This is a genomic window from Ralstonia nicotianae, from assembly GCF_018243235.1.
In the GTDB taxonomy this organism is placed as follows: Bacteria; Pseudomonadota; Gammaproteobacteria; order Burkholderiales; family Burkholderiaceae; genus Ralstonia; species Ralstonia nicotianae.
This window is the reverse complement of the sequence record NZ_CP046674.1, coordinates 1,432,822-1,458,889: the sequence shown is the minus strand read 5'-3', so window position 1 is coordinate 1,458,889 and position 26,068 is coordinate 1,432,822. Positions and strand designations below refer to the sequence as shown.

At 66.5% G+C, this 26,068-nt stretch carries 28 protein-coding genes; all 28 read right to left on the bottom strand.

All coding sequences use genetic code 11. The features are described 5' to 3' along the window. Positions 1-114: 114 nt before the first annotated feature. The 28 genes from GO999_RS06745 to GO999_RS06610 all read right to left on the bottom strand — a co-directional run bounded on the left by GO999_RS06745 (position 115) and on the right by GO999_RS06610 (position 25,917). On the bottom strand, positions 115-723 hold the full coding sequence (locus tag GO999_RS06745; protein WP_011001959.1) for a LysE/ArgO family amino acid transporter: 609 nt from the start codon (positions 721-723) through the stop codon (positions 115-117). After that, positions 720-1,661 carry a fatty acid desaturase family protein gene (locus tag GO999_RS06740; RefSeq protein WP_011001960.1) on the bottom strand — a complete coding sequence of 314 codons (942 nt, stop codon included), beginning with the start codon at positions 1,659-1,661 and terminating at the stop codon, positions 720-722. The genes GO999_RS06745 and GO999_RS06740 overlap by 4 nt, the downstream gene beginning before the upstream one ends. A 237-nt stretch (positions 1,662-1,898) precedes the next feature. Beyond that, positions 1,899-2,219: a hypothetical protein gene (locus tag GO999_RS06735; RefSeq protein ID WP_211906687.1), complete on the bottom strand. Its 321-nt coding sequence runs from the start codon at positions 2,217-2,219 to the stop codon at positions 1,899-1,901. A 552-nt stretch (positions 2,220-2,771) separates the two neighbouring features. Next, entirely contained in the window at positions 2,772-3,404 is a 633-nt protein-coding gene (gene ureG / locus GO999_RS06730; protein WP_011001964.1) for an urease accessory protein UreG, read from the bottom strand. Between the two features lie 8 nt (positions 3,405-3,412). Beyond that, the gene (locus GO999_RS06725; RefSeq protein WP_011001965.1) at positions 3,413-4,102 is read right to left on the bottom strand and encodes an urease accessory protein UreF; all 690 of its coding nucleotides are present in this window, start codon (positions 4,100-4,102) and stop codon (positions 3,413-3,415) included. Next, entirely contained in the window at positions 4,095-4,772 is a 678-nt protein-coding gene (gene ureE, locus GO999_RS06720) for an urease accessory protein UreE (RefSeq protein WP_211906686.1), read from the bottom strand. Before ureE ends, GO999_RS06725 begins: the two co-directional genes overlap by 8 nt. Positions 4,773-4,774: 2 nt before the next feature. Then, on the bottom strand, positions 4,775-6,493 hold the full coding sequence (gene ureC, locus GO999_RS06715) for an urease subunit alpha (protein ID WP_016722960.1): 1,719 nt from the start codon (positions 6,491-6,493) through the stop codon (positions 4,775-4,777). Positions 6,494-6,509: 16 nt separating this feature from the next. Then, positions 6,510-6,815: an urease subunit beta gene (locus GO999_RS06710; RefSeq protein ID WP_011001968.1), complete on the bottom strand. Its 306-nt coding sequence runs from the start codon at positions 6,813-6,815 to the stop codon at positions 6,510-6,512. Positions 6,816-6,825: 10 nt separating this feature from the next. Next, entirely contained in the window at positions 6,826-7,443 is a 618-nt protein-coding gene (locus GO999_RS06705; RefSeq protein ID WP_019718585.1) for a HupE/UreJ family protein, read from the bottom strand. 30 nt (positions 7,444-7,473) lie between these two features. Further along, complete coding sequence (locus tag GO999_RS06700; protein ID WP_011001970.1) at positions 7,474-7,776, bottom strand: urease subunit gamma; 303 nt, start codon at positions 7,774-7,776, stop codon at positions 7,474-7,476. Between the two features lie 42 nt (positions 7,777-7,818). Continuing rightward, entirely contained in the window at positions 7,819-8,706 is an 888-nt protein-coding gene (locus GO999_RS06695; protein ID WP_028860730.1) for an urease accessory protein UreD, read from the bottom strand. Positions 8,707-8,805: 99 nt separating this feature from the next. Continuing rightward, complete coding sequence (gene urtE, locus GO999_RS06690; protein WP_028860731.1) at positions 8,806-9,498, bottom strand: urea ABC transporter ATP-binding subunit UrtE; 693 nt, start codon at positions 9,496-9,498, stop codon at positions 8,806-8,808. 13 nt (positions 9,499-9,511) lie between these two features. Next, positions 9,512-10,375 (bottom strand): urea ABC transporter ATP-binding protein UrtD, encoded by an 864-nt coding sequence (urtD, locus tag GO999_RS06685; protein ID WP_211906685.1) that lies wholly within the window; start codon positions 10,373-10,375, stop codon positions 9,512-9,514. Beyond that, positions 10,372-11,562, bottom strand: a complete 1,191-nt coding sequence (urtC, locus tag GO999_RS06680; RefSeq protein WP_064477884.1) for an urea ABC transporter permease subunit UrtC — start codon at positions 11,560-11,562, stop codon at positions 10,372-10,374. The genes urtD and urtC overlap by 4 nt, the downstream gene beginning before the upstream one ends. 1 nt (position 11,563) lies before the next feature. Then, on the bottom strand, positions 11,564-13,180 hold the full coding sequence (urtB, locus tag GO999_RS06675) for an urea ABC transporter permease subunit UrtB (protein ID WP_211906684.1): 1,617 nt from the start codon (positions 13,178-13,180) through the stop codon (positions 11,564-11,566). Positions 13,181-13,264: 84 nt separating this feature from the next. Continuing rightward, positions 13,265-14,521, bottom strand: coding sequence for an urea ABC transporter substrate-binding protein (gene urtA, locus GO999_RS06670; RefSeq protein WP_211906683.1), 1,257 nt, complete (start codon positions 14,519-14,521; stop codon positions 13,265-13,267). A 267-nt stretch (positions 14,522-14,788) separates the two neighbouring features. After that, complete coding sequence (locus tag GO999_RS06665; protein ID WP_011001977.1) at positions 14,789-15,277, bottom strand: MaoC family dehydratase; 489 nt, start codon at positions 15,275-15,277, stop codon at positions 14,789-14,791. A gap of 26 nt (positions 15,278-15,303) precedes the next feature. Continuing rightward, positions 15,304-15,774, bottom strand: a complete 471-nt coding sequence (locus tag GO999_RS06660; RefSeq protein WP_011001978.1) for a MaoC family dehydratase — start codon at positions 15,772-15,774, stop codon at positions 15,304-15,306. An 89-nt stretch (positions 15,775-15,863) separates the two neighbouring features. After that, on the bottom strand, positions 15,864-16,994 hold the full coding sequence (locus tag GO999_RS06655; protein WP_111374494.1) for an acyl-CoA dehydrogenase family protein: 1,131 nt from the start codon (positions 16,992-16,994) through the stop codon (positions 15,864-15,866). Positions 16,995-17,018: 24 nt separating this feature from the next. Next, positions 17,019-18,215 (bottom strand): acyl-CoA dehydrogenase family protein, encoded by a 1,197-nt coding sequence (locus GO999_RS06650; protein WP_019718580.1) that lies wholly within the window; start codon positions 18,213-18,215, stop codon positions 17,019-17,021. A gap of 80 nt (positions 18,216-18,295) precedes the next feature. Next, complete coding sequence (locus tag GO999_RS06645) at positions 18,296-18,757, bottom strand: DUF1178 family protein (RefSeq protein WP_020832271.1); 462 nt, start codon at positions 18,755-18,757, stop codon at positions 18,296-18,298. Positions 18,758-18,916: 159 nt separating this feature from the next. Continuing rightward, positions 18,917-19,534, bottom strand: coding sequence for an NUDIX domain-containing protein (locus GO999_RS06640; RefSeq protein ID WP_020832272.1), 618 nt, complete (start codon positions 19,532-19,534; stop codon positions 18,917-18,919). A 42-nt stretch (positions 19,535-19,576) separates the two neighbouring features. Beyond that, positions 19,577-19,885 (bottom strand): DUF2818 family protein, encoded by a 309-nt coding sequence (locus GO999_RS06635; protein WP_011001983.1) that lies wholly within the window; start codon positions 19,883-19,885, stop codon positions 19,577-19,579. A 16-nt stretch (positions 19,886-19,901) separates the two neighbouring features. Next, complete coding sequence (gene nuoN / locus GO999_RS06630; protein WP_016722947.1) at positions 19,902-21,374, bottom strand: NADH-quinone oxidoreductase subunit NuoN; 1,473 nt, start codon at positions 21,372-21,374, stop codon at positions 19,902-19,904. Positions 21,375-21,393: 19 nt separating this feature from the next. Continuing rightward, entirely contained in the window at positions 21,394-22,860 is a 1,467-nt protein-coding gene (locus GO999_RS06625) for an NADH-quinone oxidoreductase subunit M (RefSeq protein ID WP_011001985.1), read from the bottom strand. 13 nt (positions 22,861-22,873) lie between these two features. Beyond that, positions 22,874-24,934: an NADH-quinone oxidoreductase subunit L gene (gene nuoL / locus GO999_RS06620; protein WP_211906682.1), complete on the bottom strand. Its 2,061-nt coding sequence runs from the start codon at positions 24,932-24,934 to the stop codon at positions 22,874-22,876. Between the two features lie 27 nt (positions 24,935-24,961). After that, on the bottom strand, positions 24,962-25,267 hold the full coding sequence (nuoK, locus tag GO999_RS06615) for an NADH-quinone oxidoreductase subunit NuoK (protein ID WP_003261941.1): 306 nt from the start codon (positions 25,265-25,267) through the stop codon (positions 24,962-24,964). 17 nt (positions 25,268-25,284) lie between these two features. Next, the gene (locus GO999_RS06610) at positions 25,285-25,917 is read right to left on the bottom strand and encodes an NADH-quinone oxidoreductase subunit J (RefSeq protein ID WP_011001987.1); all 633 of its coding nucleotides are present in this window, start codon (positions 25,915-25,917) and stop codon (positions 25,285-25,287) included. Positions 25,918-26,068: the final 151 nt, after the last annotated feature.

The following is a 26,068-nucleotide window of genomic DNA, read 5'->3' as shown; positions in this document are numbered from 1 at the left end:
ACCTCCGCGCCGCATCCGCCCTGTGACCGGTTGGACCCCGGCCACGCAAGCGAGTGCCGCCCGCACGACCGCCGGACGGCGCCATGCTTTCCTCCTACCCGGCGCCCCGGCGGCTCAGGTCTGCAGGAACGCCAGCTTGCCCGCCAGCATCAGCATGGTGACGCCGATCACGAAATCGAGAATCCGCCAGGCCACGGGGCTCGAGAACAGCGGACGCAGCAACGCCGCGCCGTACCCCAGGCAGAAGAAGAAAATCAGCGACGCCGCGCTCGCGCCCACGCCGAATTTCCAGGACTCATCGCCGAACTGCGCCGAAATCGACCCGATCAGGAAGACCGTATCGAGATAGACATGCGGATTGAGAAAGGTGAACGCCAGGCAACTGAGCAGCGCCTTGGGCAGGGAATCGGCTTCCTTGGCCTTCGAGATGTCCATCTGGCTGTCGCCGCGCAGCGCGGACAGCAATCTCGAGATTCCGTACCACAGGATGAACGCCGCGCCGCCATACCGTGCCACGTCCACAATATAGGGCGTGTGCTTGACCAGCACAAAGAACCCCGACACGCCCGCCACGATCAGCAGGGCGTCGGACAGGGCACACACCGAGCACAGCACGAACACATGCCGGCCCAGGATGCCCTGCCGCAAGATGAAGGCATTCTGCGATCCGATGGCCAGGATCAGGGAGAAACCGAGAATCAATCCTTGGGTTGCTGCGTTCATTTTGCTTCGGACATGTCGTGTTGCGCGATGGCGAGGCGCTGGAAGAAATCGGCCCGGTGCATCAAGGTGCGGTAGTTGTAGTCTTCGGCCATCAGATATCGGTGCGCCGCTCCCTGGCGCCACCAGGGGATCGCAGGATACAGGTGATGCAGCAGGTGATAGGCATCGCCGGCCGGATGAAAGATCAGCTTGTCGACAAACGAGCAGTTGTTGAACGTCGCCTGGGCTTCCGTGTCCGAGGCGGCGTAGTCATGCTCGGACCATTCGGCGACCAGCCGCAGGCACGGCAGGACCAGCAGGCCCGCAACCAGCAGGTGGCCGTAGAAGAAGCCGGCGAACTCCGGGTTCAGCGCATTCATGGCGAAATAGGCCGCCGCGTGATAGAGCAGCGAATAGAGCAGGATCGTCCGGTTCGACCCCACTTCCCGATAGAACGAATAGATGCCGTAGACGATTCCGGAAACCAGCCCGAGCTGCCGCGACTCGACGCGATCGCGGATGCCGTTGATCGCCTCGATCCGGTTCTTGCAGGGATCGTCGTCACCACCGAACAGCACGTGGTGCTTGTTGTGAAACACCCGGTATCGCTGCACCCACTGGAAGGTCGGAACGGCCGCGACGGCGTTGACGATGGCGTCATTCACGCTGCGCTTGCTGGTGATGTTCAGATGGCTGCCGAAGTGAACGATGTTTTCCATGGCCCGCAGCTGGCGGGCGAAGAAGATGCACACCACCGCTTCCATGACCCAGCGGGCGGCCCCGAGGCTCCCATCGACCGAGAATGACCAGGCCATGTAGCCGCCCACGAGCATGCTCGCCGGCACGCATATGACATACAGCAGGGCGAGCCAATGATTTCTCGCGCTGAATTCGCGCCTGAAACTCGCCAATTTCTCTTTCGGCATCGAGCTATGGTAACCAATGGATTTGTACGCCATGCGTTCTCCTATTTTTCAAATCGATCCAAACATCAGCGAAATCGCCGAAACGACCCGCGCGCCCAAGCGGACAGACCGCGCCACGGACTTGTGCCATGGCACCGTCGTCCAACGGCCCCCCAATTTCTGATTTTTTTTTGAGATTTGGCTCAACGGAATTCGCGCTGTTTCCGGATGCGAATCGGTCTCCGTCAATCCGCGCAGCCGACTAAAGCGCCGCGCCGGATTTCCTCTGATTCAGCGCCGCCCGGCACCGATCATCGAAATGACACGACGACGATCCGCATGCGGCCGCAATGGCTCCGCCGTTTCGGCAATGCCCGACGCAAGATGAATACCGAAGCGGCGCATGCCGGCGTGCGATGGATGCTGTGACGGCCAATCGCGCCGGTGTTCCCATTTCCGGCGAAATGCCGGTGCGCGGGCGAACAGCGGATTGCTTGCGCGGACGACACACGGGCGGCCACGCCCGATGCAGGCCATGGTGCCCCTGCCATTGCTTACCATCATGCTGACCACGTAGTCATACGTACCGGAATGGCCGTCGATCAAGGGCATGGCTGTCATTTCATATGCCCGATCACGGCGAATGACCGATAGAGAGAGTCCAGGAACGGTCTACGATAGTTCGGATTGGAACCGATATCTAATGAAAAACAGATTTCGATTCGGAAAGGGGGATTTCACGGATGCGCGAGCGTGGCATCCCATGACCCAATCCATGCATTGATCGAATATCGACTAACACATGATTGAGGCAATTGATCGCGATTGGATCATTCAATCTCCCGCACGAAGCCGGAAGCGTGAAATCGATGGGTGTAAAAACAAGCGCCAATAACCAGCGTTGCGGCAAAGGTCGTTACCGGGAAGTCGACAAGTCAAGTCTTGCCCAATTGGGCGGTTTGAATTGCGTGGCGGAAGGAAAAAGAAAAGGCTGAGGATTGGCGAGAGCGAAACAGCGTCCGCTCCCCATTGCAACCTTACGGCATCCGCCATGCCGGCGCCGGCGCCGCCGTCGTCCGCGACGGCGCGGCGATGATCGGCCGGCGGCCCACCCCGTGGCCGGAGCGCTCGCGGCCACGCGGCCGCATGCCGATGCCGCCCGGATCAGCCCGCGGCGGGCGCCGCCAGCATGCCCTGCTGCTCGATGAAGCGCACGACCGCGTCCAGCCCGGCCTGCTCCTTCAGGTTGCACATCACGAACGGGCGGTCGCCGCGCATCTTGCGCGCGTCGCTGGCCATCACGTCCAGCGAGGCACCGACATACGGCGCGAGGTCGGTCTTGTTGATGATCAGCAGGTCCGACTTGGTGATGCCCGGACCGCCCTTGCGCGGAATCTTCTCGCCGCCCGCCACGTCGATCACGTAGATCGTCAGGTCCGACAGCTCGGGGCTGAAGGTGGCCGCCAGGTTGTCGCCGCCGGATTCGATGAAGACGACGTCGGCATCCGGAAACCGCGCGAGCATGCGGTCGACGGCTTCGAGGTTGATCGAGGCATCTTCGCGGATGGCGGTGTGCGGGCAGCCGCCCGTCTCCACGCCCATGATGCGCTCGGCCGGCAGCGCGCCGGAGAGGGTCAGCAGGCGCTGGTCTTCCTTGGTGTAGATGTCATTGGTGATGGCGACGAGGTCATAGCGCTCGCGCATGGCCTTGCACAGCATCTCCAGCAGCGTGGTCTTGCCGGAACCGACGGGGCCGCCCACGCCGACGCGCAGGGCGGGCAGTTTCTTGGTACGCATGATGAGGTTCAGGAACGGAAGAGTCGTGAGTATTGCGTCTCGTGCCGGGCCGACAGGACACCGAGCCCGGGCGAGAAGGTCGAGAGTTCGGGCGGATGGCAGGCTGCGCGCCGCGCGGCGTCTTCCGCCGCCTGCCCCACCGCCGCATGCAGGCCGAACAGGATGCGCTGGCCGGCCGCCTGCCCCAGCGGAATGGCCTTGACCGCCGCGGCCACCTGGTTTTCCACCCAGGCGAAGCTGTACGCGGTGAGGCCGTCGCGTGCTTCGATGCCCAGCGCGACGGCGGCGGCGGCAAAGGCGGTCGGGAACGTGATGGCGGCACGGGCGGCCAACGCATCGCGCATGGCCGGGGCGCCCCACCCCATCTGCGCGATCAGGCGGGCGAGCGACCAGCCCATCTGCGCGGTCTCCAGCCGCAGTTCGCGGGTCTCGCGCGTGGCCAGAAACCAGCCGTCGCGCTCGGCCACCGCGTCCAGGCGGCCGGCCTGCCAGTCGGCGTACTGCAGCAGCCACAACGGCGCCTCGCAGGCGGCCAGCACCGCCAGCCCTTCGGCGATCCATCGCGCGGCGGACGCCTCATCGTGCACGTGGCGCGCCTCCACCGCCGCTTCCAGCCCCTGCGAATAGCTGAACGCCCCCACCGGCAGCGCCGGTGAGGCGAGGTGCAGCAACGCGGTCAGCTGCGCGGCGCTAGTCATGGCGATGGTGATGCGCGTGACCGCAGCCGGGGCCGTGCACATGGCCCTGCCCATGGCCGTGATCGTGATCGTGATCGTGATCGTGATCGTGATCGTGATCGTGGCTGTGGCTGTGGCTGTGGCTGTGATCGCAACCGCGGTCGTTCGAATGGCCGTGATGTTCCCGGTATAGCGCCTGCGCGGCGGCGTAGTCTTCCTCGAACGTGGTGTCGTGCCCATGACGGTGGCCCCCGCCATAGGCTCCCGCCTCGGGCTCGAACGGGGCTTGCACGTGCGTGACGGCCACGCCCAGGCGCACCAGCATGTCTTCGAGCACGGGGTCGGCTTCGAGCTGCAGCGCGTCGGCCACCACCTGCACCGGCGTATGGCGATTACCGAGGTGGTACGCCGCGCGCATCAGCGCCAGGCGGCTGTCGCTGGTGACGCGCAGCACCTGCTCGGGCGCGGCCTGCACTTCCACCAGCGTACCGTCCTCGGCGACCAGCACGTCGCCGCCGCGCATCACGGTGCCGCGCGGCAATACGACGGCGACTTCGCGTCCGTCATCCAGCGTGGCGCGCAGGCGGCTGCGGCTGCGCGCCAGGAACGGCAGCACCAGCTTGGGCGCGCGCCTGACCAGCACGGCGGCCAGGCCATGCGGCGCGGGAAGATGTTTATCGATCGACAGCATGTTCAGAACAGGAAATAGCGCTGCGCCATCGGCAGCACCTCGGCCGGCTCGCAGGTCAGCAGCATGCCGTCGGCGACGACCTGGTAGGTCTCGGGATCGACCGTGATGCTGGGCTGCCAGTCGTTGTGGATCATCTGCGCCTTGGTGACCGCGCGCGTGCCCCGGACGACGGCGGTCGTCTTGGCGAGGCCGTAGCGCTCGGCCACGCCGGCCTGCGCCGCCGATTGCGAGAGGAAGCTCAGCGACGACCGCGCCAGCGCGCCGCCCGCCGCCGCGAACATCGGCCGGTAGTGCACCGGCTGCGGCGTCGGGATCGACGCATTGGCATCGCCCATCGCCGCCGAAGCAATCATGCCGCCCTTGAGAATCAGGCTCGGCTTGACGCCGAAGAAGGCAGGCTTCCACAGCACCAGGTCGGCCCACTTGCCGACCTCGATCGAGCCGACCTCGTGCGCGATACCGTGCGTGATGGCGGGGTTGATCGTGTACTTGGCGACGTAGCGCTTGACGCGGAAGTTGTCGTGCCCGCCGCGCGCGTCGTTCGGGTCGCCGGCCAGCTTGCCGCGCTGCGCCTTCATCTTGTGCGCGGTCTGCCAGGTGCGCAGGATCACCTCGCCGACGCGGCCCATGGCCTGCGAGTCGCTCGAGAGCATCGAGAACGCGCCCAGGTCGTGCAGGATGTCTTCGGCGGCGATGGTTTCTCGGCGGATGCGGCTCTCGGCGAAGGCGATGTCCTCGGCGATGGAGGCGTCCAGATGGTGGCACACCATCAGCATATCGAGGTGCTCGTCCAGCGTGTTGACGGTGAACGGCCGCGTCGGGTTGGTCGACGAGGGCAGCACGTTGGACTCGCCGCACACGCGGATGATGTCCGGCGCATGGCCGCCGCCCGCCCCCTCGGTGTGATACGTGTGGATGGTGCGGCCCTTGAACGCGGCGATGGTCGCCTCGACGAAGCCCGATTCGTTGAGCGTGTCGGTGTGGATGGCGACCTGCGTGTCGGTGTCGTCGGCCACGCCCAGGCAGCAGTCGATGGCGGCGGGCGTCGAGCCCCAGTCTTCGTGCAGCTTCAGGCCGATGGCGCCGGCATCGATCTGCTCGCGCAGCGCGCCGGGCAGGCTGCCGTTGCCCTTGCCCAGGAAACCGATGTTCATCGGGTAGGCATCGGCCGCCTGCAGCATGCGCTGCAGGTGCCACGGCCCCGGCGTGCAGGTGGTCGCATAGGTGCCTGTGGCCGGCCCGGTGCCGCCGCCGATCATGGTCGTCACGCCGCTGTTGAGCGCCTCGTCGATCTGCTGCGGGCAGATGAAATGGATGTGCGTATCGACCCCGCCCGCCGTGACGATCATGCCTTCGCCCGCGATGATCTCGGTGCCCGGCCCGATGACGATGTTCACGCCCGGCTGGATGTCCGGATTGCCCGCCTTGCCGATGGCGGCGATGCGGCCGTGCTTCAGGCCGATGTCGGCCTTGACGATGCCCCAGTGGTCGATGATCAGCGCGTTGGTGATGACCGTGTCGGCGCAGTCCTTCGATTCGCGCTGGCTCTGGCCCATGCCGTCGCGGATGACCTTGCCGCCGCCGAATTTCACCTCTTCGCCGTAGATCGTGTAGTCGCGCTCGACCTCGACGATGAGGTCGGTGTCGGCCAGGCGGACGCGGTCGCCGGTGGTCGGGCCGAACATCTCCGCATAGGCGCGGCGGGTGATCTTGAGTGTCATATCGGTTCCCTCAACCTCAGAGCTTGCCCATCACGCGGCCGGCAAAGCCGTAGACCACGCGGTCCCCGGCCAGCGCCACCAGTTCCACGGTGCGCTCCTGCCCCGGCTCGAAGCGCACGGCGGTGCCGGCGGCGATGTTGAGCCGGTAGCCGCGCGTGGCCTCGCGGTCGAAGCGCAGCGCGTCGTTGACTTCGTGGAAGTGGTAGTGCGAGCCGATCTGCACGGGACGATCGCCGGTGTTGGCCACCGTCACCGTCAGCGTGGGCCGGCCCGCGTTGAGTTCGAGATCGCCGTCCTGCGGCAGGAGTTCGCCGGGGATCATGGCGCGCCCCTCAGACCGCGGCGGCCAGCAGGCCGGCGCCGTACAGCGCGACGCCCACGCCCGACAGGCGGGCCAGCCACGCCAGGCGCGGCTTCAGGGCCAGCCCGGCGCCGATGCCCGCCGCGTGCAGCAGCGCCGTCGCGGCGGCAAAGCCGGCCACGAAAGACGGGAACATCGCCTGCGCGCCGGCCGGGAATTCCGTGCCGTGCGCGTAGCCGTGGAACAGCGCGAAGCCGCCGCACAGCAGCGCGCCGGCCCACCGCGGCATCGCCGCGCGCGTGGCGATCAGCAGGCCGAACACCAGCAGCGACGCGGCAATCATCGGCTCGACCATCGGCAGCGCCATGCCGCCCGCGCCCAGCAGCGCACCCGTCACCATCAGCGCGACGAAGGCGACCGGCGCCCACAGCGCGTCGCGCACCGCGCGCGCGGCCAGCGCGCTCCACACGCCCACGGCCACCATGGCCAGCAGGTGATCGGCACCGGTCAGCGGATGCAGGAAGCCGGCCAGCAGGCTACCGCCGGCGGTGTGGCCCGGATGCCCCGGGTGCGCAAACGCTACGGAGGCGCCCAGCGTGAGCGCGATGGCGGCCGCGGGCCGGATGAAGCGAGACAGGGAGTGCGTCATGGCAGGACTCTTTTTGGTTGGTGTTCGGGTTCAGACGATCGGCTGGTGCACGGTGACCAGCTTGGTGCCGTCGGGAAAGGTCGCCTCGACCTGGATGTCGGGGATCATCTCGGCCACGCCGTCCATCACGTCGCCGCGCGAGAGGATGGTCGTGCCGTAGTACATCAGGTCGGCCACGGTCTTGCCGTCGCGCGCGCCCTCCATGATGGCGGCGCTGATCAGGGCGACCGCCTCCGGATAGTTGAGCTTGAGGCCGCGGGCCTGGCGACGCTCGGCCAGCAAGGCGGCGGTGAAGATCAGCAGCTTGTCTTTTTCGCGCGGGGTCAGTTCCACGGGAGGCTCTCTAAAAGGGTTGAATGCGGACGGGCGACGCGCTCACGTCGCCCACAGGCGCAGCGGACGGCCCGCCACGCCATGGATCGGTTCGCGCAGCGCCAGCCAGGTCTGGCTCAGCAGGGCGCGCGCGTCTTCGGGCCGCCGTGCCAGCACGCGCAGCAGCAGCACGCTCGGGCGGCCGGGCGCGTCTTGCGTCAGGCACGTCACACCGGCGCGGAGATCGTCGCGGTAAGGCAGTTGCTCGGCCAGTGTCTCGGCAAGGGCTTCAGTGGCGCCCGCCCCCACGGCCCACAGCGTGCCGACCACGTGAAAGCCGGCCATGCCCGTCGTCGCGCCCAGCACGGGCGACTGGGCATCGAACGCCGTGGACTCGATCCACAGCGGCTGCCCCTCGCAGCGCAGGCGCGTGTGCATGGCGATGCGGCCTTCCTGCCAGGACTCGCCGGCGGCATGACGGCCGAGCATGGTGATGTCCCAGCCGATGGCGGCGGCGCCCGGGGCGAGGTCCAGCGTCAGGTCGATGATCGGGCGCGCCTGGTTGAAGACGATGTTCTCCTGCGGCAGCCAGTCGAGCCGCGCGCCGGCGTCCAGGCGGATGGCCACCTGCTGCATGGCGGTGCGGCCGGGCGACTTGTACCACTTGGTGGCGCCCGGTGTGGTCAGCACCGCATGCGCCTCGGCACCCAGCTCGATGCCGATGTCGAGCACGTCGCCGCCGGCGATGCCCGCGGGCGGATGCAGCAGCACGACATGGCAGACGCCCTCGCCTTCCGGATACAGCGCCTTCTGCACGCGCAGCGGCCCCCGGTGCCGGCACGATGCCAGCACGGTGCGCCCGCCCCGGCGCGCGAATGCGAGCCGCAGCGAGGCTTCCCAGGAGGCGAATGCATCGATCCGGGGCGGAACGGGAAAATCGGGATGGCGCATCAATCGTGCAGCGCAGCGGCGGAACGGGGTTTCATCATAGCGAGATGCCGGCCGTTTGGCACGGCTTCGCGCCCCGCTTTTTCGCCGCGCGCGCGAGAATCAGACGGCCACCAGTTCGCGCACGCCATCGGCATCCATGTCGGCGCCGTCGCCCTGGGCGATGACCTCACCGCGCCGCATGACGACGTAGCGGTCGGCGATGCGCCGCGCGAAATCGTAGTACTGCTCGACCAGCAGCACCGACATGCCGAACTCGTCCACCAGCCGGCGCAGCGTGCGGCCGATCTCCTGGATGATGGATGGCTGGATGCCCTCGGTCGGCTCGTCCAGGATCAGCAAGCGCGGCTCGCTCATCAGCGCGCGGCCGATGGCCAGTTGCTGCTGCTGGCCGCCGGACAGGTCGCCGCCGCGGCGCCCCTTCATCTGCGCGAGCACGGGAAAGAGCGCATAGATCGAATCCGGCACCCCGGACGGTGCGCGCCTGGCCGCCGCGCCGATCAGCAGGTTCTCTTCCACCGTCAGGCGCGGAAAGATCTCGCGGCCCTGCGGCACGTACGCGAGCCCCCGCGAGACGCGCTCGTAGGCCGGCAGCTTGTGGATGGCCCGGCCCTCCCAATCGATCATGCCGCTGGTCGCCGGCAGCACGCCCATCAGGCACTTGAGCAGTGTGGTCTTGCCCACGCCGTTGCGCCCGAGCAGCGCGGTCAGCTTGCCGGCCGGCACCTCGAAGCTGACGTTGCGCAGGATGTGGCTGCCGCCGTAGTACTGGTTCAGTTGCTGGATCTGCAGCATGTCGGATTCGCCGTTAGCGCCCCAGGTAGGATTCGATCACGCGCGCGTCGCGCTTGACCGCGTCGAGCGTGCCCTCGGCCAGCACGCTGCCTTCGGCCAGCACGGTCACGCGGCCCGTCTCGCCCGCCAGCGCGGCGACGAACTCCATGTCGTGCTCCACCACCATGATCGAGCACGCGCCGCGCAGGCCGTTGAGCAGGTCGGCCAGCTGCATCGTCTCTTCATCGGTCATGCCGGCCACGGGCTCGTCGAGCAGCAGCAGCTGCGGCCGCTGCATCAGCAGCATGCCGATCTCCAGCCGCTGCTTCTGGCCATGCGACAGCAGGCCGGCGCTCCGGTACGCCTCGGCCTCCAGCCCGATGCGGCCGAGCGTCTCTTCGATGCGGCGGCGGCCGTCGTCGAGCAGCCGCGCGCGCAGCGGCACCCACCAGCGCTTGTCGGCCTGCATCGCCAGCTCGAGGTTTTCCCACACGCCGTGCTGCTCGAACACGGTCGGCTTCTGGAACTTGCGGCCGATGCCGATCTGCGCGATGCGCGGCTCGGTCAGGCGCAGCAGGTCGATGGCCTGGCCCAGGTAGACGCGGCCGGCGACGTCCGCGTTGCGCGGACCGGTCTTGCCGGTGATCACATCCATCATCGTGGTCTTGCCGGCGCCGTTGGGACCGATCACACAGCGCAGCTCGCCGTGGTCGATCGACAGCGTCAGCGCGTTCAGCGCGCGGAAGCCGCCGAAGCGCACCGTCACGTCTTCGAGGTACAGGATGGGGCCGTGCGAGACGTCGATGGCGTCCGGCTCGAGCACGTGGCCCATGCCGGTGGTGGTGCCGCTGAAGTTTCCGACCTGCGCGCGGTCGGGGCGTGCGGTGAAGGGCCTCATGCGCGGTCTCCGGCGGGCGGGGTGACAACGGGCTCGCCGGCGCCGGCATCCGCACGGCCATCGGCCGCCGGCCGCACGCGCCGCCCGGAGCGGCCACGCAGCAGGCCCAGCACGCCGTTCGGCAGGAACAGGGTCACCAGCACGAAGACCGCGCCCAGCACGAACAGCCAGTACTCCGGCACCCAGGCCGTCAGGACGGTCTTGGCGCCATTGACGAGGAACGCGCCGACGATCGGGCCAACCAGCGTGCCGCGCCCGCCCACGGCCACCCACACCGCCATCTCGATCGAGTTGCCCGGCGACATCTCGCTCGGGTTGATGATGCCGACCTGCGGCACGTACAGCGCCCCGGCGATACCGCACAGCACGGCCGAGAAGGTCCACACGAACAGCTTGTAGCCGAGCGGGCTGTAGCCGGAGAACATCACGCGCGCCTCGGCGTCGCGGATGGCCGTCACCACGCGCCCGAACTTGGAGGTGACGATGGCCCGGCATGCGATGAAGGCCAGCACCAGCGCGATGAAGGTGGCGACGAACAGCACCGTGCGCGTGGACACCGCTGCAATCGGGTATCCGAGGATGCGCTTGAAATCGGTGAAGCCGTTGTTGCCGCCGAAGCCCGTTTCGTTGCGGAAGAACAGCAGCATGGCCGCGTAGGTCATGGCCTGCGTGATGATCGACAGGTACACGCCCTTGACGCGCGAGCGGAACGCGAAGAAGCCGAACAGCCACGCCAGCACGCCCGGCACCAGCACCACCAGCAGCGCGGCCCAGGCGAAATGCCCGGTGCCGTGCCAGAACCAGGGCAGGTCCTTCCAGTCGAGGAAGACCATGAAATCGGGCAGATCGCTCTGGTACACACCGTCGCGGCCGATGGCGCGCATCAGGTACATCCCCATCGCATAGCCGCCGAGCGCGAAGAACAGGCCGTGGCCGAGGCTCAGAATGCCGCAGTAGCCCCACACCAGGTCGAGCGCCAGCGCGGCCAGCGCGTAGCACATGATCTTGCCCACCAGCGTGAGCGCATAGGCCGACAGGTGCAGCGGATGCCCCGCCGGCACCGCCAGCGCGCACACCGGCACGCCGACGCAGACCAGCAGCGCCGCCGCCGCCAGCACGGACCAGCCCCGCCGCGACAGCAGCGGCATGCGCGCGGGAATGTCGAGGGAGAACGGTGGCTGCGCCATGTCAGGCCTCCGCGCTGCGGCCCTTGAGGGCGAACAGCCCCTGCGGACGCTTCTGGATGAACAGCACGATCAGCACCAGCACGAAGATCTTCGCCAGCACCGCGCCATAGAACGGCTCGATGCACTTGTTGATCAGCCCCAGCCCGAACGCGCCGACGATGGTGCCGGCCAGTTGCCCCACCCCGCCCAGCACCACCGCCATGAAGGAATCGATGATGTAGCCCTGCCCGAGGTCCGGCCCCACATTGCCGATCTGCGACAGCGCGCAGCCGCCCAGGCCGGCGATGCCCGCGCCGAACGCGAAGGCGTAGCTGTCCACCTTCCAGGTCCGCACGCCCACGCACGCCGCCATGGCGCGGTTCTGCGTGGTGGCGCGCACGAACAGGCCCAGCCGCGTGCGGTTGAGCACCGCCCACGCCAGCGTGACCACCACCAGCGCGAAGGCCAGGATCACCAGCCGGTTATACGGCAGGATCAGCCCCGGATACAGCGCGATGCCGCCGCTCATCCAGCTCGGGTTGGCCACCTCCACGTTCTGCGCACCGAACACGCTGCGCACGGCCTGCATCAGCAGCAGGCTGACGCCGAAGGTGGCGAGCAGCGTCTCCAGCGGCCGGCCGTACAGGTGCCGCAGCACCATGCGCTCCAGCACGAAGCCGACGACGGCCGCGGCCAGGAACGCGGCCGGCAGCGCGGCGGGCAGATACCAGTCGAACGCCGCAGGGAAATGGTTGCGAAAAAGCGTCTGCACCACATAGGTGGCATACGCGCCGATCATCAGGAACTCACCGTGCGCCATGTTGATGACGCCGATCAGGCCGTAGGTGATCGCCAGCCCCAGCGCGGCCAACAACAGCACCGAGCCCAGGCTCAGGCCGGCGAACAGGTTGCCGATCAGCTCGGCCTTGCGCGCCTGCGCGGCAAGGTTGTCCAGCGCCTGCCGGGCAGCGGCGCGCAGCGCGTCGTCGGCGCCGCTGTCCTTGGCGAGCAGCGGCGCGATGCGCTGGCGGGTCTGCGGGTTGGTATCGCCGGCGAGCAGCCTGAGCGCTTCGAGCTTCTCGGCAGGCGAGCCGTCGTCGAGCGCCAGGTTGGCCCACAGCAGATGCAGGCGGGTCCGCAGTTCGGGATCGGTCTCCTGCTTGCGCGCCGCATCGACCACCGTGCGCGATGCCGTCTCGGGATGCGCCAGTAGCGTATCGATGGCCTGCGCGCGCACGGCCCGGTCGGGCGACTGCAGCACGAAGCCGCTGGCCGCGCTGTCCACCTGGGCGCGCAGGGCATTGTTCAGCGTCAGCGCTTGCAGGTCATCGGCCTTCATGGCAACCGGCTGGCCGCTGATCGCATCGAGATAGCGCTCGCCCTCCTGGCGCAGCATGCCGGCAGCGGGCGCATAGAACAGCGCATCATTCTGCAACGCCCGCAGGATGGGGCCGGCCTGTTCGGCGGGCGCGGCGGCCAGGGCGTTGAGCACCTTCACCTTGGCGTCGAAGTCGTCTTCGGCCAGCGGCTTGAGATCGGCCTGGGTCAGCGGTTGTCCGGCCGCCCATGCCGATGCGGCAAGCGTGGCAACCAGGCAGAAGGCGCACAGCAGTGCGGCGAGGAAGCGTGTCATGGCCATCCGGAACGCGGCGGCCCTTGCAGACCGCCACGCCATGCAACGTCGAAAAAGAGACCGGCCGGCGCTGCGGGCCGGTCCGCCCGGTCACATCACCTGATCGGGCTTGCCCTCGTTGCCCGGAATGTACGGGCTCCACGGCTTGGCGCGGATCGCCGTCGGTGTCTTCCACACCACGTTGAACTGGCCGTCGCCGCGCACCTCGCCGATCATCACCGGCTTGGACAGGTGATGGTTGTTGTTCATCGCCAGCATGAAGCCCGACGGCGCCTTGAACTGCTGGCCGACCATCGCCTTGCGGACCTTGTCCACGTCGGTCGAGCCGGCCTTCTCCACCGCCTGCTTCCACATCATGATGCCGACGTAGGTGGCTTCCATCGGGTCGTTGGTGACGCGCTTGTCGCCGCCCGGCAGGTTGTTGCTCTTGACCCAGGCCGCCCACTTCTTCTTGAAATCGTCGTTGACCGGGTTCTTGACCGACATGAAGTAGTTCCACGCCGCCAGGTGGCCGACCAGCGGCTTGGCGTCGATGCCGCGCAGCTCCTCCTCGCCCACCGAGAAGGCCACCACCGGCACGTCCTTGGCCTTCAGGCCCGCGTTGCCCAGCTCCTTGTAGAACGGCACGTTGGAGTCGCCGTTGATGGTCGACACCACCGCCGTCTTGCCGCCCTGCGCGAACCGCTTGATGTTGGCGACGATGGTCTGGTAGTCGGCATGGCCGAACGGCGTGTAGACCTCTTCGATGTCGCTGTCCTTCACGCCCTTGCTGTGCAGGAAGGCGCGCAGGATCTTGTTGGTCGTGCGCGGATACACGTAGTCGGTGCCCAGCAGGAAGAAGCGCTTGGCACCGCCGCCTTCCTTGCTCATCAGGTATTCCACCGCGGGAATCGCCTGCTGGTTGGGCGCCGCACCGGTGTAAAAGACGTTCTTGGACATCTCCTCGCCCTCGTACTGCACCGGATAGAACAGCAGGCCGTTCAGCTCCTCGTACACCGGCAGCACCGACTTGCGCGACACCGAAGTCCAGCAGCCGAACGTGACCGCCACCTTGTCCTGCGTCAGCAAGCCGCGCGCCTTCTCGGCGAACAGCGGCCAGTTCGAGGCCGGGTCCACCACCACCGGCTCCAGCTTGCGGCCCAGCACGCCACCGCTCTTGTTGATCTCGTCGATCATCATCAGCGCGACGTCCTTGAGCGACGTCTCCGAGATGGCCATGGTGCCCGACAGCGAATGCAGGACGCCGACCTTGATCGGCGCCTTGGCCTGGGCCAGCGCGACATGCGGTACCGACAACAGCGCTGCGGCGGCAACGGCCGACAGCTTGAGCAGCTCACGACGTTTCATTTCGGCTCCTTGGTGATGGGTGGCGAGAACGACCCCCAGCGGCCAAAATCGCAACTAGCGTGCCATCGCATTTCGCTCACGGGCCGTGAACCCCGCCCCAAAACCGTGCCGGAGCCGCGCCAAACCTGCGCATCTTGCATAGGCAACGCCCCCATGCAGGGCGCGGGCAGACAAGCACAGAACCGTCGATACGCAAGAAAAAAAGCTGACGCCCCTCACGGGAACATCAGCTTTCCGGTGCGGCAGCGATCGCCGCGCGGGCTCAGGTCAGGAATAGCGGCGCGAAATCGACTCGGCCACGCACACGGGCCGCGCCTGCCCTTCGCACTCGATCGTCACGCCCCAGGTCATCTGCGCGCCGGTCAGCGCGGGCGCATCCGGCGATGGCTGCAGCGGCGGCAGCATCTCCATCTCCAGCAGGCTCACGCGGGCGCGCAGACGGCTGCCCACCGGCACCGGCGCCGGAAAGCGGACCTTGTTCAGGCCGTAGTTCACGCCCATCTTCACATCGGGCATGTCGAGCGCGCTCTGCATCAGCGCCGGCAGCAGCGACAGCGTCAGGAAGCCGTGCGCCACCGGCGCGCCGAACGGCGACTCGCGCCGGGCGCGCTCCACATCCACGTGGATCCACTGGCGGTCTCCCGTGGCCTCGGCAAACTGGTTGACCTGCTGCTGCGTGATCTCCACCCAGTCGCTGACCGCGACCTCCTGGCCGATCAATCCCCGCAGCGCGTCGAGCGATTCGATGACACGCATCGTTGGCAGTCTCCTCGTGACCCGGTTCAGGCGGCCGGGCGGCGGCCGAACAGACCCATGCCGACCAGGGTGCAGACCAGCTCGCCGTGCTGGTTGCGCGCTTCCCAGCGGTTGATCGCCACGCCGCGGTCGGGCTTGGACTGCGACGGCCGCACCTCCAGGCAGGTGCTCGACACCGACAGCGTATCACCCGGATACACCGGCCTGAGCCAACGGATCTCGTCCACGCCCGGCGAACCCATGCTGGACGACTTGCTGAGAAAGTTCTGCACCATCAGCCGCATCATCACCGCGCAGGTCATCCAGCCGCTGGAAATGAGGCCGCCGTAGATGCTGCGCCGGGCCGCCTCCGGGTCGACATGAAACGGCTGCGGGTCGTACTGCCGGGCGAAGGCCAGGATCTCGTCCTCAGTCACCGCGTAGGTGCCCATCTCCATCGTCTGGCCGACCTGGAAATCGTCGAAATAGAACGTGTACGGCAACGCTGCTTCCGTCATGGTTTCTCCTCCATCGCCGCCTCCGCTGCGCGGGCGCGGCCGCTCAAAAAGACAGCGCCCCGCGGCTGCGCGGGGCGCGCCGGGTGGCATCACGCGGCGTCGCGGAAACCCGGCCGCGACGCAAAGCGCGCCAGATGGTGATCGACATCGCCGAGCGTGGTGTTGATCATCGTCAGCCGCTTGAACATGTGCGCGGCGGGCAGCTCGTTGGTCACGCCCATGCCGCCGTGCAGTTGCACCGCCTCCTGCCCCACTTCGCGGGCCGCCTGGCCGACGCGCGCCTTGGCGGCCGACACGTAGCGGCGGCGCGCCTCGGCATCGCCGTCTTCGAAATGCGCGGCCGCGAGATAGGTGATCGAGCGCGCCTGCTCCGCATGGATGAACATGTCGACCATGCGGTGCTGCAGCGCCTGGAAGCGCGCGATCGGCACGCCGAACTGCTGGCGCGTCTTGGTGTATTCCAGCGTGGCGGCGTTCAGCGCATCGATCAGGCCGATCGCCTCGGCGCACAGCAGCACGCAGCCGAGATCCGCCACCGCATCGATGATCTCCCACGCCTCGCCGGCCTGGCCGAGCAGCGTGGCCGGCGCATTGTCGAAGCGGACGTCGGCCGCGCGCAGGTTATCGATGGTGCGGTAGTCCTTGACCGTCACGCCCGCGGCCTCGCGATCGACCAGGAACAGCGACAGGCCCGATGTGTCGCGCGCCTCGCCGCCCGTGCGCGCCGAAACGACCAGCTTGTCGGCCTGCCCGCCGTGCACCACCACGGCCTTGGCGCCCGACAGCGTCCAGCCGCCGCCCTGCCGCGCCGCGCGCGTGGTCACGTTGAACAGTTCGTAGCGCGACTGCGGCTCGCCGAAAGCCGCCGCCAGCTTCAGCGCGCCGCCCGCCACCGGCTCCAGCAGCGCCTCCTGGCCGCCCGCCAGCTTGAGTGCCTGCATGCCCAGCACGGTGGCCGCATAGGGCTCCACCACCAGACCGCGCCCCAGTTCCTGCATCACCACCAGCAGGTCCATCGCGCGGCCATCGAAGCCGCCCTGCGCTTGCGGCACCGGCAGCGCGGTCAGGCCCAGCTCGGCCAGGGCGTCCCAATGCGCCTGCGACACGCCCGCGTGCGAGTAGACGACCTTGTTGCGCGCTTCAAAGCCGTAATCCTTGTCGATGAAGCGGCGTACCGCATCCGCCAGCTGCTTCTGTTCGTCGGTGAACGAGAAATCCATGGTTGTCTCCGCTGTTCGTTCTGGTCAGACGCCGAGGATCATCTGGCTGATGATGTTGCGCTGGATCTCGTTCGACCCGCCGTAGATCGAGGTCTTGCGATAGTTGAAGTAGTACGGCGCCAGCGGCGCGGCATCGTTGTCGCCGGTGACGGCGCGCGGCGTCTCGCCTTCCAGGTAGTCCGGGTCGAACGGCTGCGCATACGGGCCCACCGCCTCGACCATCAGCTCGGTCAGCATCTGCTGGATCTGCGTGCCCTTGATCTTGAGCAGCGACGCCTCGGGGCCCGGCCCCCGGCCCACGCCCTCGCTCGACACCACACGCAGCACAGTGATCTCCAGCGCCATCAGCTCGATCTCCAGCGATGCCACCTTGGCCGCGAACACCGGGTCTTCCAGCAGCGGCCTGCCGTTCTTCTGGTGCTGCAGGGCGACGCGCTTGAGGAACGCCAGCTCGCGCTTCGAATGCCCCACGCGCGCGATGCCGGTCCGCTCGTGGCCCAGCAGGTATTTGGCGTACGTCCAGCCACGGTTCTCTTCGCCGATCAGGTTCTCGGCCGGCACGCGCACGTTGTCGAAGAACACCTCGTTCACTTCGTGCTCTTCGTCCAGCATGATGATCGGCCGAACGGTGATGCCCGGCGTCTTCATGTCGATCAGCAGGAACGAGATGCCCTCCTGCTTCTTGGCCTGCGGATCGGTGCGCACAAGGCAGAAGATCATGTCGGCGTGCTGGCCGAGCGTGGTCCAGGTCTTCTGGCCGTTGACGATGTAGTGGTCGCCCTCGCGCACGGCGCGGGTCTTGAGCGAAGCGAGATCGGAGCCGGAGCCGGGCTCGGAGTAGCCCTGGCACCACCAGTCGGTGCAGTCGAGGATGCGCGGCAGGTAATAGCGCTTCTGTGCCTCGTTGCCGTACTTCATGATGACGGGCGCCACCATGCTGACGCCGAACGGCAGCACGCCCGGCGCGCCGATGCGGGCGCATTCCTCGTCCCAGATGTGCTTCTGGATCGGGCTCCAGCCGGTGCCGCCCCACTCGACCGGCCAGTGCGGCACCGACCAGCCCTTGGCCGCCAACGCCTTGTGCCAGCGGACGAAATCGTCGCGGTTCAGGCGGCGGTGGTTCAGCACCTTGTCCTGGATGTCCTTGGGCAGTTCGGCTTCCAGCCAGCCGCGGACTTCCTGGCGGAACGCATCGTCGGCCGCCGAGTAGTTCAGATCCATGCCTGTCTCCTGTGGTGTCGCCACCGCCGCGGCAACCGGCGGAGCGTGCTTCGGACCGGCGCGGACCTGATTGCGCGCGACTAGTGCACAGGCTGCTTGAGCGCGTCCGGCACCAGCAGCGGCATCACCTCGATGCCCTCCTCCGCCAGCTCCAGCGCCTCTTCGTGCGATGTCGTCCCGCGAATGCCCCGCTCCGGCGCCTCGTTGTAGTGCATCCGGCGCGCCTCTTCCGCAAACCGCTCGCCCACGTCCTCGGTATTGGCCAGGAGGTGGCGCACGGCCTTGAGATAGCGCTGCTGCAAGGTCGCCAGCGCGCCACCCTCGTCCGCCGATGTCTTCACGGTGCCGCTCTGCCGGGCGGCATCCGGTCGCGACGACGACAGGTTCAGGCGCGGTGCGCTCGGCAGGCGCTCAACCTCGGTATGGCCGCAGACCGGGCACGTCAACAGACCGCGCTCGCGCTGCGACTGCAGGTCGGCATCGGAGCCGAACCAGCCTTCGAAGCGATGGTCATTGGCACAACGGAGGTCCAGCACTTTCATGATCGGTCCAGCGCATGGGGAGCAGTGTATCCCCGATTCGAAAATTTTTGAACGGTCGTGCTAATTTTTCCGCACGGCCGTCCGTCCGGGTGGCGAAGCGTTGTCAGATGAGGGCACCCGGCGGCACGTCAAGCCGCCGGAGCAGGCCATCCAAGCGGTTCAGGCGTCGCCCGGCGTCCACGTGCCCGACAGGATTTTCTCCAGCCAGAATACGCCGATGATGGTCTTGACGTCGGAGATCCTGCCGGTGCGCACCCAGTCGATCAACTGGCCGGCCGGCGCGCTGAAGGTCTCGAGGAACTCGCCCTCGTCCAGCGCGCTTTCGCCCGGCTGCAGGTCGCGGGCGAGATAGAGATCGATGAACTCGGTGGAATACGAGATGACCGGGTGGATGCGCGTCAGAAAATCCCAGCGCTGCGCCACGTAGCCCGTCTCCTCGCGCAGCTCGCGCTTGCCGCAGGCCAGCGCGCCCTCGCGCGGATCGAGCTTGCCCGCCGGGAATTCGATCATCACCTTGCCCACCGGATAGCGGAACTGGCGCTCCATCAGCACGGTGCCATCGTCGAACAGCGGGATCATCATCACCGCGCCCGGATGGATCAGGTATTCACGGCTGGCGTTGCGGCCATCCGGCAGGCGGACGACATCCTGCTTGAGCGTCAGGAACTTGCCCTGGTGCACCAGCGCCGAAGCCAGCTGCGTTTCGCGCAGGCCGGCATCCGGATCGGACACGGCCTCATTGGAATCGGCGGACAGGCGGGCAGGATCGGGTTTCATGGGAACCTCGAACGCCGGACCATTGGCGTGCCCGGCTGGAAATCAATGACGTTGGCGGCGCACCAGATACTGCCAGGTGAACCCGGGAAAGGCGAACACCAGCATCAGGCAGGCGGTGATGGCGTAGAACTGCCAGCCTTGCGAAAAGGCATTGCCCTGGCCCGATTCGATGCCGAAGCCGACCAGGCCGACCACGGCATACATGGCCATCAGCTCGACGCCGCGCAGCCAGAACGGCTTGCACGGCCAGCGTGCCGGCAGCAAGGCCAGCACGCGCTGGTTGACGAACGGCAGGTTGGCACAGATCAATGCCAGCACGATGACAAACAGGCTGCCTGTCGAAGTGCCCATGCCGTTCGCCGCCGACTCAGGACGCCAGCGTCAGGCGGATCGCCTGGTAGCACAGGCCCATCAGGCTGGCCGGGAAGATGCCCAGCAGCAGCACCAGCAGACCGTTGACCGACAGCAGCGAACGCAGGCCGAACGTCGCCTGCACCGGGCCTTCGTCGGCCGGCGCGTCGAAATACATCGCCTTGACGACGCGCAGGTAGTAGAACGCGCCCACCAGCGAGAACAGCACCGCCACGATGGCCAGCCACGACATGCCGGCGTCGACCACCGCGCCCAGCACCGACAGCTTGGCGTAGAAGCCCACCGTCGGCGGCAGGCCCGCCAGCGACATCATCATGAACAGCGTCAGCAGCGCGAACCACGGGCTCTTCTTCGACAAGCCCTTCAGGTCGGCGATCTCCTCGGCCTCATAGCCCTTGCGCGCCAGCAGCAGGATGACGCCGAAGGCACCCAGCGCGGTCAGCACGTAGGTGATGGCGTAGAACATCGACGCGCTGTACGCCTGCGCGGTCAGGTCCGGCTTGCCGCTGCTCACGCCCGACAGCAGGCCCAGCAGCAGGAAGCCCATGTGCGACACCGTCGAATACGCCAGCAGACGCTTGAAGTTGGTCTGCACCACGCCGGTGATGTTGCCGATGGCCAGCGACGCGATGGCCAGCACGATCAGCATGTTCTGCCAGTCGAACGCCAGCGGCAGCAGCCCTTCCACCAGGATGCGCAGCGTCATCGCGAACGCCGCGACCTTGGGCGCGCCGGCGATCAGCAGCGTCACCGCCGTCGGCGAGCCCTGGTACACATCCGGCACCCACATGTGGAACGGTGCGGCACCCAGCTTGAACGCCAGGCCGGCCACGATGAACACGACACCGAACACCAGGATGGTCTTGTTGATGTCGCCGGTCTCGATCGCGTGGAAGACCTTGCCCAGGTCAAGCGAGCCGGTCGCGCCGTACAGCATCGACATGCCGTACAGCAGCAGGCCCGAGGCCAGCGCGCCGAGGATGAAGTACTTCATGCCCGATTCCGACGACACGTTCGAGCCGCGGCGCAGCGCCACCAGCGCGTACGAGCCCAGCGACAGCAGCTCCAGGCCCAGGTACAGGGTCAGGAAGTTGTTGCCCGAGATCATCACGATCTGGCCCAGCAGCGTGAACAGCGCGAGGATGTAGAACTCGCCGTTGAACATCTCGCGGTCAGCCAGGTAGCCGCGGGTGTAGACGAAGGTCACCAGCGTCGCCAGCGCGCAGAACGAAGACAGCACCTGCGCCATCGGATCGAACACGGCCATGTTGCTGAACACGTAGTGTGTCTCGCCCGAGGCGGCCTGCACGGCAAACCAGAGGGTCAGCGCGAGCGTGGCGAACAGGCTCAGGCCGTAGGCCGGGCTGCTGCCCTGCTCGCGGCGGAACACGTCGGCCAGTTGGATCACGGCGATCATCACCGACAGGAAAATAATCGGCAACAACGGTGCCCAGTTCATGTTTTGCATGATCGTTTCGACTCCCCGCTTACAGCTTGGTCTGGGCCACGTGGGTGAGGAGATTCACCACGGACGCATGCATGACATCGGTGAAAGGCTTCGGATACAGGCCCATGTACAGGGTCGCGATCGCGAGTACGCCCAGCATGAAGAATTCGCGCGCATTCAGGTCCTGCAGCTCGGCCACGTGCTTGTTCGCCACGTCGCCGAAGATCACGCGCTTGACCATCCACAGCGAGTACGCTGCGCCGAAGATCAGCGCGGTGGCCGCCAGCAGGCCGATCCAGAAGTTGAACTTGACCGAACCCAGGATCACCATGAACTCGCCCACGAAACCGGAGGTGGCCGGCAGGCCGCAGTTGGCCATGGCGAAGAACACCGACAGCGCCGCGAACTTCGGCATCGTGTTCACCACACCGCCGTAGTCGGCGATCTGGCGCGAGTGCACGCGGTCGTACAGCACGCCGATGCACAGGAACATCGCGCCCGAGATGAAGCCGTGCGAGATCATCTGCACGATACCGCCCTCGACGCCGATCTCGTTGAAGATGAAGAAGCCCAGCGTGACGAAGCCCATGTGCGCGATCGAGGAATACGCCACCAGCTTCTTCATGTCGGCCTGCACCAGCGCCACCAGGCCGATGTAGATCACGGCGATCAGCGAAATCGCGATGACGAAGGCCGCCAGGCTATGGCTCGCGTCCGGCGCGATCGGCAGCGAGAACCGCAGGAAACCGTACGCGCCCAGCTTCAGCATGATGGCGGCCAGCACCACCGAACCGCCGGTCGGCGCTTCCACGTGGGCATCCGGCAGCCAGGTGTGCACCGGCCACATCGGCACCTTCACGGCAAACGCCATGAAGAAGGCGATGAACAGCAGGATCTGCTCGTTCAGCGACAGCTTCAGCTGGTGCCATTGCAGGATCTCGAACGTGCCGCTGTGGAAGTACAGGTACAGGAACGCAACCAGCGTCAGCAGCGAGCCCAGCAGCGTGTACAGGAAGAACTTGATGGCCGCGTACACGCGGTTCGGGCCGCCCCACACGCCGATGATGATGTACATCGGGATCAGCGTGGCCTCGAAGAACACGTAGAACAGCAGGCCGTCGAGCGCCGCGAACACGCCGATCATCAGGCCCGACAGGATCAGGAACGCCGCCATGTACTGCGCGACACGCTCGGTGATCACTTCCCACGCCGAGATCACGACAATCACCGTGATGAACGCCGTCAGCACCACGAACCACATCGAGATGCCGTCGACCCCGAGGTAGTAGCTGATGTGGAAGCGCTCGATCCAGGTCGACTTCTCGACGAACTGCATCGCCGCGGTCGACTTGTCGAAGCGCGTGATCAGCGGCAGCGTGATCACGAAGCTGACCAGCGAGCCGATCAGCGACATCCAGCGGACATAGCCGGGATTGCGGTCTGAGCCCGAAGCCAGCACCAGCACGCCAAAAAAGATCGGCAGCCAGATCGCAAAAGACAGAACCATTTTTCGTTATCCCTTATTTGCCCGCCAGGAACACGAAGTACGTCAGCAGCAGCACGGTGCCGACGATCATCGCGAACGCATAGTCATAGATGTAGCCGGACTGGAGCAGGCGCACCACGCTGGCGAACCACCCCACCAGACGCGCGCTGCCGTTGACGACCACGCCATCGATCACGCCCTGATCGCCGCCCTTCCACAGGCCGCGGCCGAACTTGACCGCACCGTTGGCGAAGACGATCTCGTTGATCTTGTCCATGTAGTACTTGTTGTCCAGCAGCGTGTGGAGGCCGGAGAAACGCTTGGCGATCGCGGCCGGAATGTCCGGGCGCTTCAGGTAGAAGAACCACGACAGCGCCACGCCGGACACCAGCAGGATGAACGGAGCCGACGTGAAGCCGTGCAGCGCCATCCCGACCCAGCCGTGGAAATCCTCGGCCAGCACCTTCATTGCCTCGTGGTGCTCGGCGTTGAAGATGACATCGGTGAAGACCACGCCGTGCTTGAAGAACTCGCCGAACAGCATCGGCTGGATCGCCATCGCGCCGACGACGACCGACGGAATCGCCAGCAGCACCAGCGGCACCGTCACCACCCACGGCGACTCGTGCGGCTTCTGGCCCGGCGCCAGGCCGTGGTGGTGGTCGGCGGTCTCTTCCTCGTCCACGTGGTTGCCCTCGTGATGCGAGTCTTCCTTGCCGAAGCGCTCTTCGCCGTGGAACACCAGGAAGTACATCCGGAACGAATAGAACGCGGTCACGAACACGCCGGCCAGCACCGCCCAGTAGGCGAAGCCCGCGCCCGGCAGGTGCGACTCACGCACCGCCTCGATGATCGAATCCTTCGAATAGAAGCCCGAGAAGAACGGCGTGCCGATCAGCGCCAGCGAACCCACCAGCGACGTCAGCCACGTGATCGGCATGTACTTGCGCAGGCCGCCCATGTTGCGCATGTCCTGGTCGTGGTGCATGCCGATGATGACCGAGCCCGCGCCCAGGAACAGCAGCGCCTTGAAGAACGCGTGGGTCATCAGGTGGAACACGGCCACCTGGTAGGCGGACGCGCCCAGCGCCACCGTCATGTAACCGAGCTGCGACAGTGTCGAATACGCCACCACGCGCTTGATGTCGGTCTGGATGATGCCGAGGAAGCCCATGAACAGCGCGGTGATGGCGCCGATCACCAGCACCACCGACAGCGCGGTGTCCGACAGCTCGAACAGCGGCGACATGCGCGCGACCATGAAGATGCCGGCCGTCACCATGGTGGCCGCGTGGATCAGCGCTGAAATCGGGGTCGGGCCTTCCATCGAGTCCGGCAGCCACACGTGCAGCGGGAACTGCGCGGACTTGCCCATCGCGCCGATGAACAGGCAAATGCAGGCGACCGTCAGCATCTGCCAGTCGGTGCCGGGGAAGCCGATGACGGCGAGCTTCTCGCGTGCCGCGAACACATCGGCGTAGCTCAGGCTGCCGGCGTAGGCCAGCAGCAGGCCGATGCCGAGCACGAAGCCGAAGTCACCCACGCGGTTGACCAGGAACGCCTTCATGTTGGCGTAGATGGCCGTCGGGCGCTTGAACCAGAAGCCGATCAGCAGATACGACACCAGACCCACCGCTTCCCAGCCGAAGAACAGCTGCAGGAAGTTGTTGCTCATCACGAGCATCAGCATCGAGAAGGTGAACAGCGAGATGTACGCGAAGAAGCGGTTGTAGCCCGGGTCTTCCTGCATGTAGCCGATGGTGTAGATGTGCACCATCAGCGAGACGAAGGTCACCACGCACATCATCATCGCGGTCAGCGAATCGATGAGGAAGCCGACTTCCATCTTCAGCGAGCCGACCGCCATCCATTCATAGACGGTGCCGTTGTAACCGGCGCCGCCCATCACGTCGAACAGCACCAGCGCCGACAGGATGAAGGCGATCGCAACACCGAGGATGGTGACGCTGTGGGACGCCGCGCGGCCGATCTTCTCGCCGAAGAACTTGGTGCCGAACAGCCCGGCGATCGCCGCGCCGGCCAGCGGCGCGAGCGGGATCGCCAGCAGCAGGTTGGGATTGAGCGTGGTAGCCATGGAGCTTCTTATGTGTGGATGCGGCGATCAGCCCTTGAGGCTGTCCAGATCGTCAACGTTGATGGTGTCCAGGTTACGGAACAGCACCACCAGGATGGCGAGACCGATCGCGGATTCCGCCGCGGCCACCGTCAGGATGAAAAACACGAACACCTGCCCCGCCAGGTCACCCAAGTAATGGGAGAACGCGACGAAGTTCATGTTGACCGCGAGCAGCATCAGTTCGATCGCCATCAGCAGCACGATGACGTTCTTGCGGTTCAGGAAGATGCCGACGATGCTGATGGCGAACAGGACGGCGCCGAGCACGAGGTAATGGGCGAGCGATAGCATGTGGATTCTCCCGGGGCTCAGCGGTTGGTCTCGGCCGGGGCCGCGGACGCGGCCTTCTCCGCCGGCATCGAGACCAGGCGGACGCGGTCCTTGCGCTGCACGCGGATCTGGTCGGCCACGTTCTGGGCCTTGCTGTCCTTGCGGCGGCGGGCGGTCAGCGCCACGGCGGCCACGATCGCCAGCAGCAGCACCGCGCCGGCGACTTCAAACGCATAGATGTAGTCGGTGTAGATCAGCTTGCCGAGCGCCTGGGTGTTGGGGCCCGACAGCGCCTTGGGCAACTCCTGCACCGGCTGCGAGCGCCCCATGAAGGCCTTGGTCAGGACCACGGCCATTTCCATGATGATGACAGCCCCCACGAACGCACCCATCGGCACGTAAGTCCAGAAATCGCGCCGCAGATGCTCGATGTCGACATCGATCATCATCACCACGAACAGGAACAGCACCATCACCGCGCCCACGTAGACCAGCACCAGCGTGATGGCGAGGAACTCCGCCTTCAGCAGCATCCAGATCGCCGCCGCCGTGAAGAACGACAGCACGAGGAACAGCGCCGCGTGCACCGGGTTCTTCGCGGTGATGACCTTCAGCGCCGACAGCACCAGCACCAGCGAGAAACAGTAGAAGATGATCGTCGTGATTTCCATGATCCTGACGCGGGCCGTTTTGCGGCACGCGCTCATCCAAAGCCGCGGCGGCATGATACCGCCGCAACTGGCTGGCTCACGAGGAGCCGTTGTCCAACCGGAATTTCAACTGCGCCGCCCGCAGCCGCAGTCGCGGGCGTCTTGAATCTGC

Coding starts and splice junctions, on each gene's coding strand:
- GO999_RS06745 (WP_011001959.1), bottom strand. CDS start 723: ATGAACGCAGCAACCCAAGGATTGATTCTCGGTTTCTCCCTGATCCTG.
- GO999_RS06740 (WP_011001960.1), bottom strand. CDS start 1,661: ATGGCGTACAAATCCATTGGTTACCATAGCTCGATGCCGAAAGAGAAA.
- GO999_RS06735 (WP_211906687.1), bottom strand. CDS start 2,219: ATGCCCTTGATCGACGGCCATTCCGGTACGTATGACTACGTGGTCAGC.
- ureG (WP_011001964.1), bottom strand. CDS start 3,404: ATGCGTACCAAGAAACTGCCCGCCCTGCGCGTCGGCGTGGGCGGCCCC.
- GO999_RS06725 (WP_011001965.1), bottom strand. CDS start 4,102: ATGACTAGCGCCGCGCAGCTGACCGCGTTGCTGCACCTCGCCTCACCG.
- ureE (WP_211906686.1), bottom strand. CDS start 4,772: ATGCTGTCGATCGATAAACATCTTCCCGCGCCGCATGGCCTGGCCGCC.
- ureC (WP_016722960.1), bottom strand. CDS start 6,493: ATGACACTCAAGATCACCCGCCGCGCCTATGCGGAGATGTTCGGCCCG.
- GO999_RS06710 (WP_011001968.1), bottom strand. CDS start 6,815: ATGATCCCCGGCGAACTCCTGCCGCAGGACGGCGATCTCGAACTCAAC.
- GO999_RS06705 (WP_019718585.1), bottom strand. CDS start 7,443: ATGACGCACTCCCTGTCTCGCTTCATCCGGCCCGCGGCCGCCATCGCG.
- GO999_RS06695 (WP_028860730.1), bottom strand. CDS start 8,706: ATGCGCCATCCCGATTTTCCCGTTCCGCCCCGGATCGATGCATTCGCC.
- urtE (WP_028860731.1), bottom strand. CDS start 9,498: ATGCTGCAGATCCAGCAACTGAACCAGTACTACGGCGGCAGCCACATC.
- urtD (WP_211906685.1), bottom strand. CDS start 10,375: ATGAGGCCCTTCACCGCACGCCCCGACCGCGCGCAGGTCGGAAACTTC.
- urtC (WP_064477884.1), bottom strand. CDS start 11,562: ATGGCGCAGCCACCGTTCTCCCTCGACATTCCCGCGCGCATGCCGCTG.
- urtB (WP_211906684.1), bottom strand. CDS start 13,180: ATGGCCATGACACGCTTCCTCGCCGCACTGCTGTGCGCCTTCTGCCTG.
- urtA (WP_211906683.1), bottom strand. CDS start 14,521: ATGAAACGTCGTGAGCTGCTCAAGCTGTCGGCCGTTGCCGCCGCAGCG.
- GO999_RS06665 (WP_011001977.1), bottom strand. CDS start 15,277: ATGCGTGTCATCGAATCGCTCGACGCGCTGCGGGGATTGATCGGCCAG.
- GO999_RS06660 (WP_011001978.1), bottom strand. CDS start 15,774: ATGACGGAAGCAGCGTTGCCGTACACGTTCTATTTCGACGATTTCCAG.
- GO999_RS06655 (WP_111374494.1), bottom strand. CDS start 16,994: ATGGATTTCTCGTTCACCGACGAACAGAAGCAGCTGGCGGATGCGGTA.
- GO999_RS06650 (WP_019718580.1), bottom strand. CDS start 18,215: ATGGATCTGAACTACTCGGCGGCCGACGATGCGTTCCGCCAGGAAGTC.
- GO999_RS06645 (WP_020832271.1), bottom strand. CDS start 18,757: ATGAAAGTGCTGGACCTCCGTTGTGCCAATGACCATCGCTTCGAAGGC.
- GO999_RS06640 (WP_020832272.1), bottom strand. CDS start 19,534: ATGAAACCCGATCCTGCCCGCCTGTCCGCCGATTCCAATGAGGCCGTG.
- GO999_RS06635 (WP_011001983.1), bottom strand. CDS start 19,885: ATGGGCACTTCGACAGGCAGCCTGTTTGTCATCGTGCTGGCATTGATC.
- nuoN (WP_016722947.1), bottom strand. CDS start 21,374: ATGCAAAACATGAACTGGGCACCGTTGTTGCCGATTATTTTCCTGTCG.
- GO999_RS06625 (WP_011001985.1), bottom strand. CDS start 22,860: ATGGTTCTGTCTTTTGCGATCTGGCTGCCGATCTTTTTTGGCGTGCTG.
- nuoL (WP_211906682.1), bottom strand. CDS start 24,934: ATGGCTACCACGCTCAATCCCAACCTGCTGCTGGCGATCCCGCTCGCG.
- nuoK (WP_003261941.1), bottom strand. CDS start 25,267: ATGCTATCGCTCGCCCATTACCTCGTGCTCGGCGCCGTCCTGTTCGCC.
- GO999_RS06610 (WP_011001987.1), bottom strand. CDS start 25,917: ATGGAAATCACGACGATCATCTTCTACTGTTTCTCGCTGGTGCTGGTG.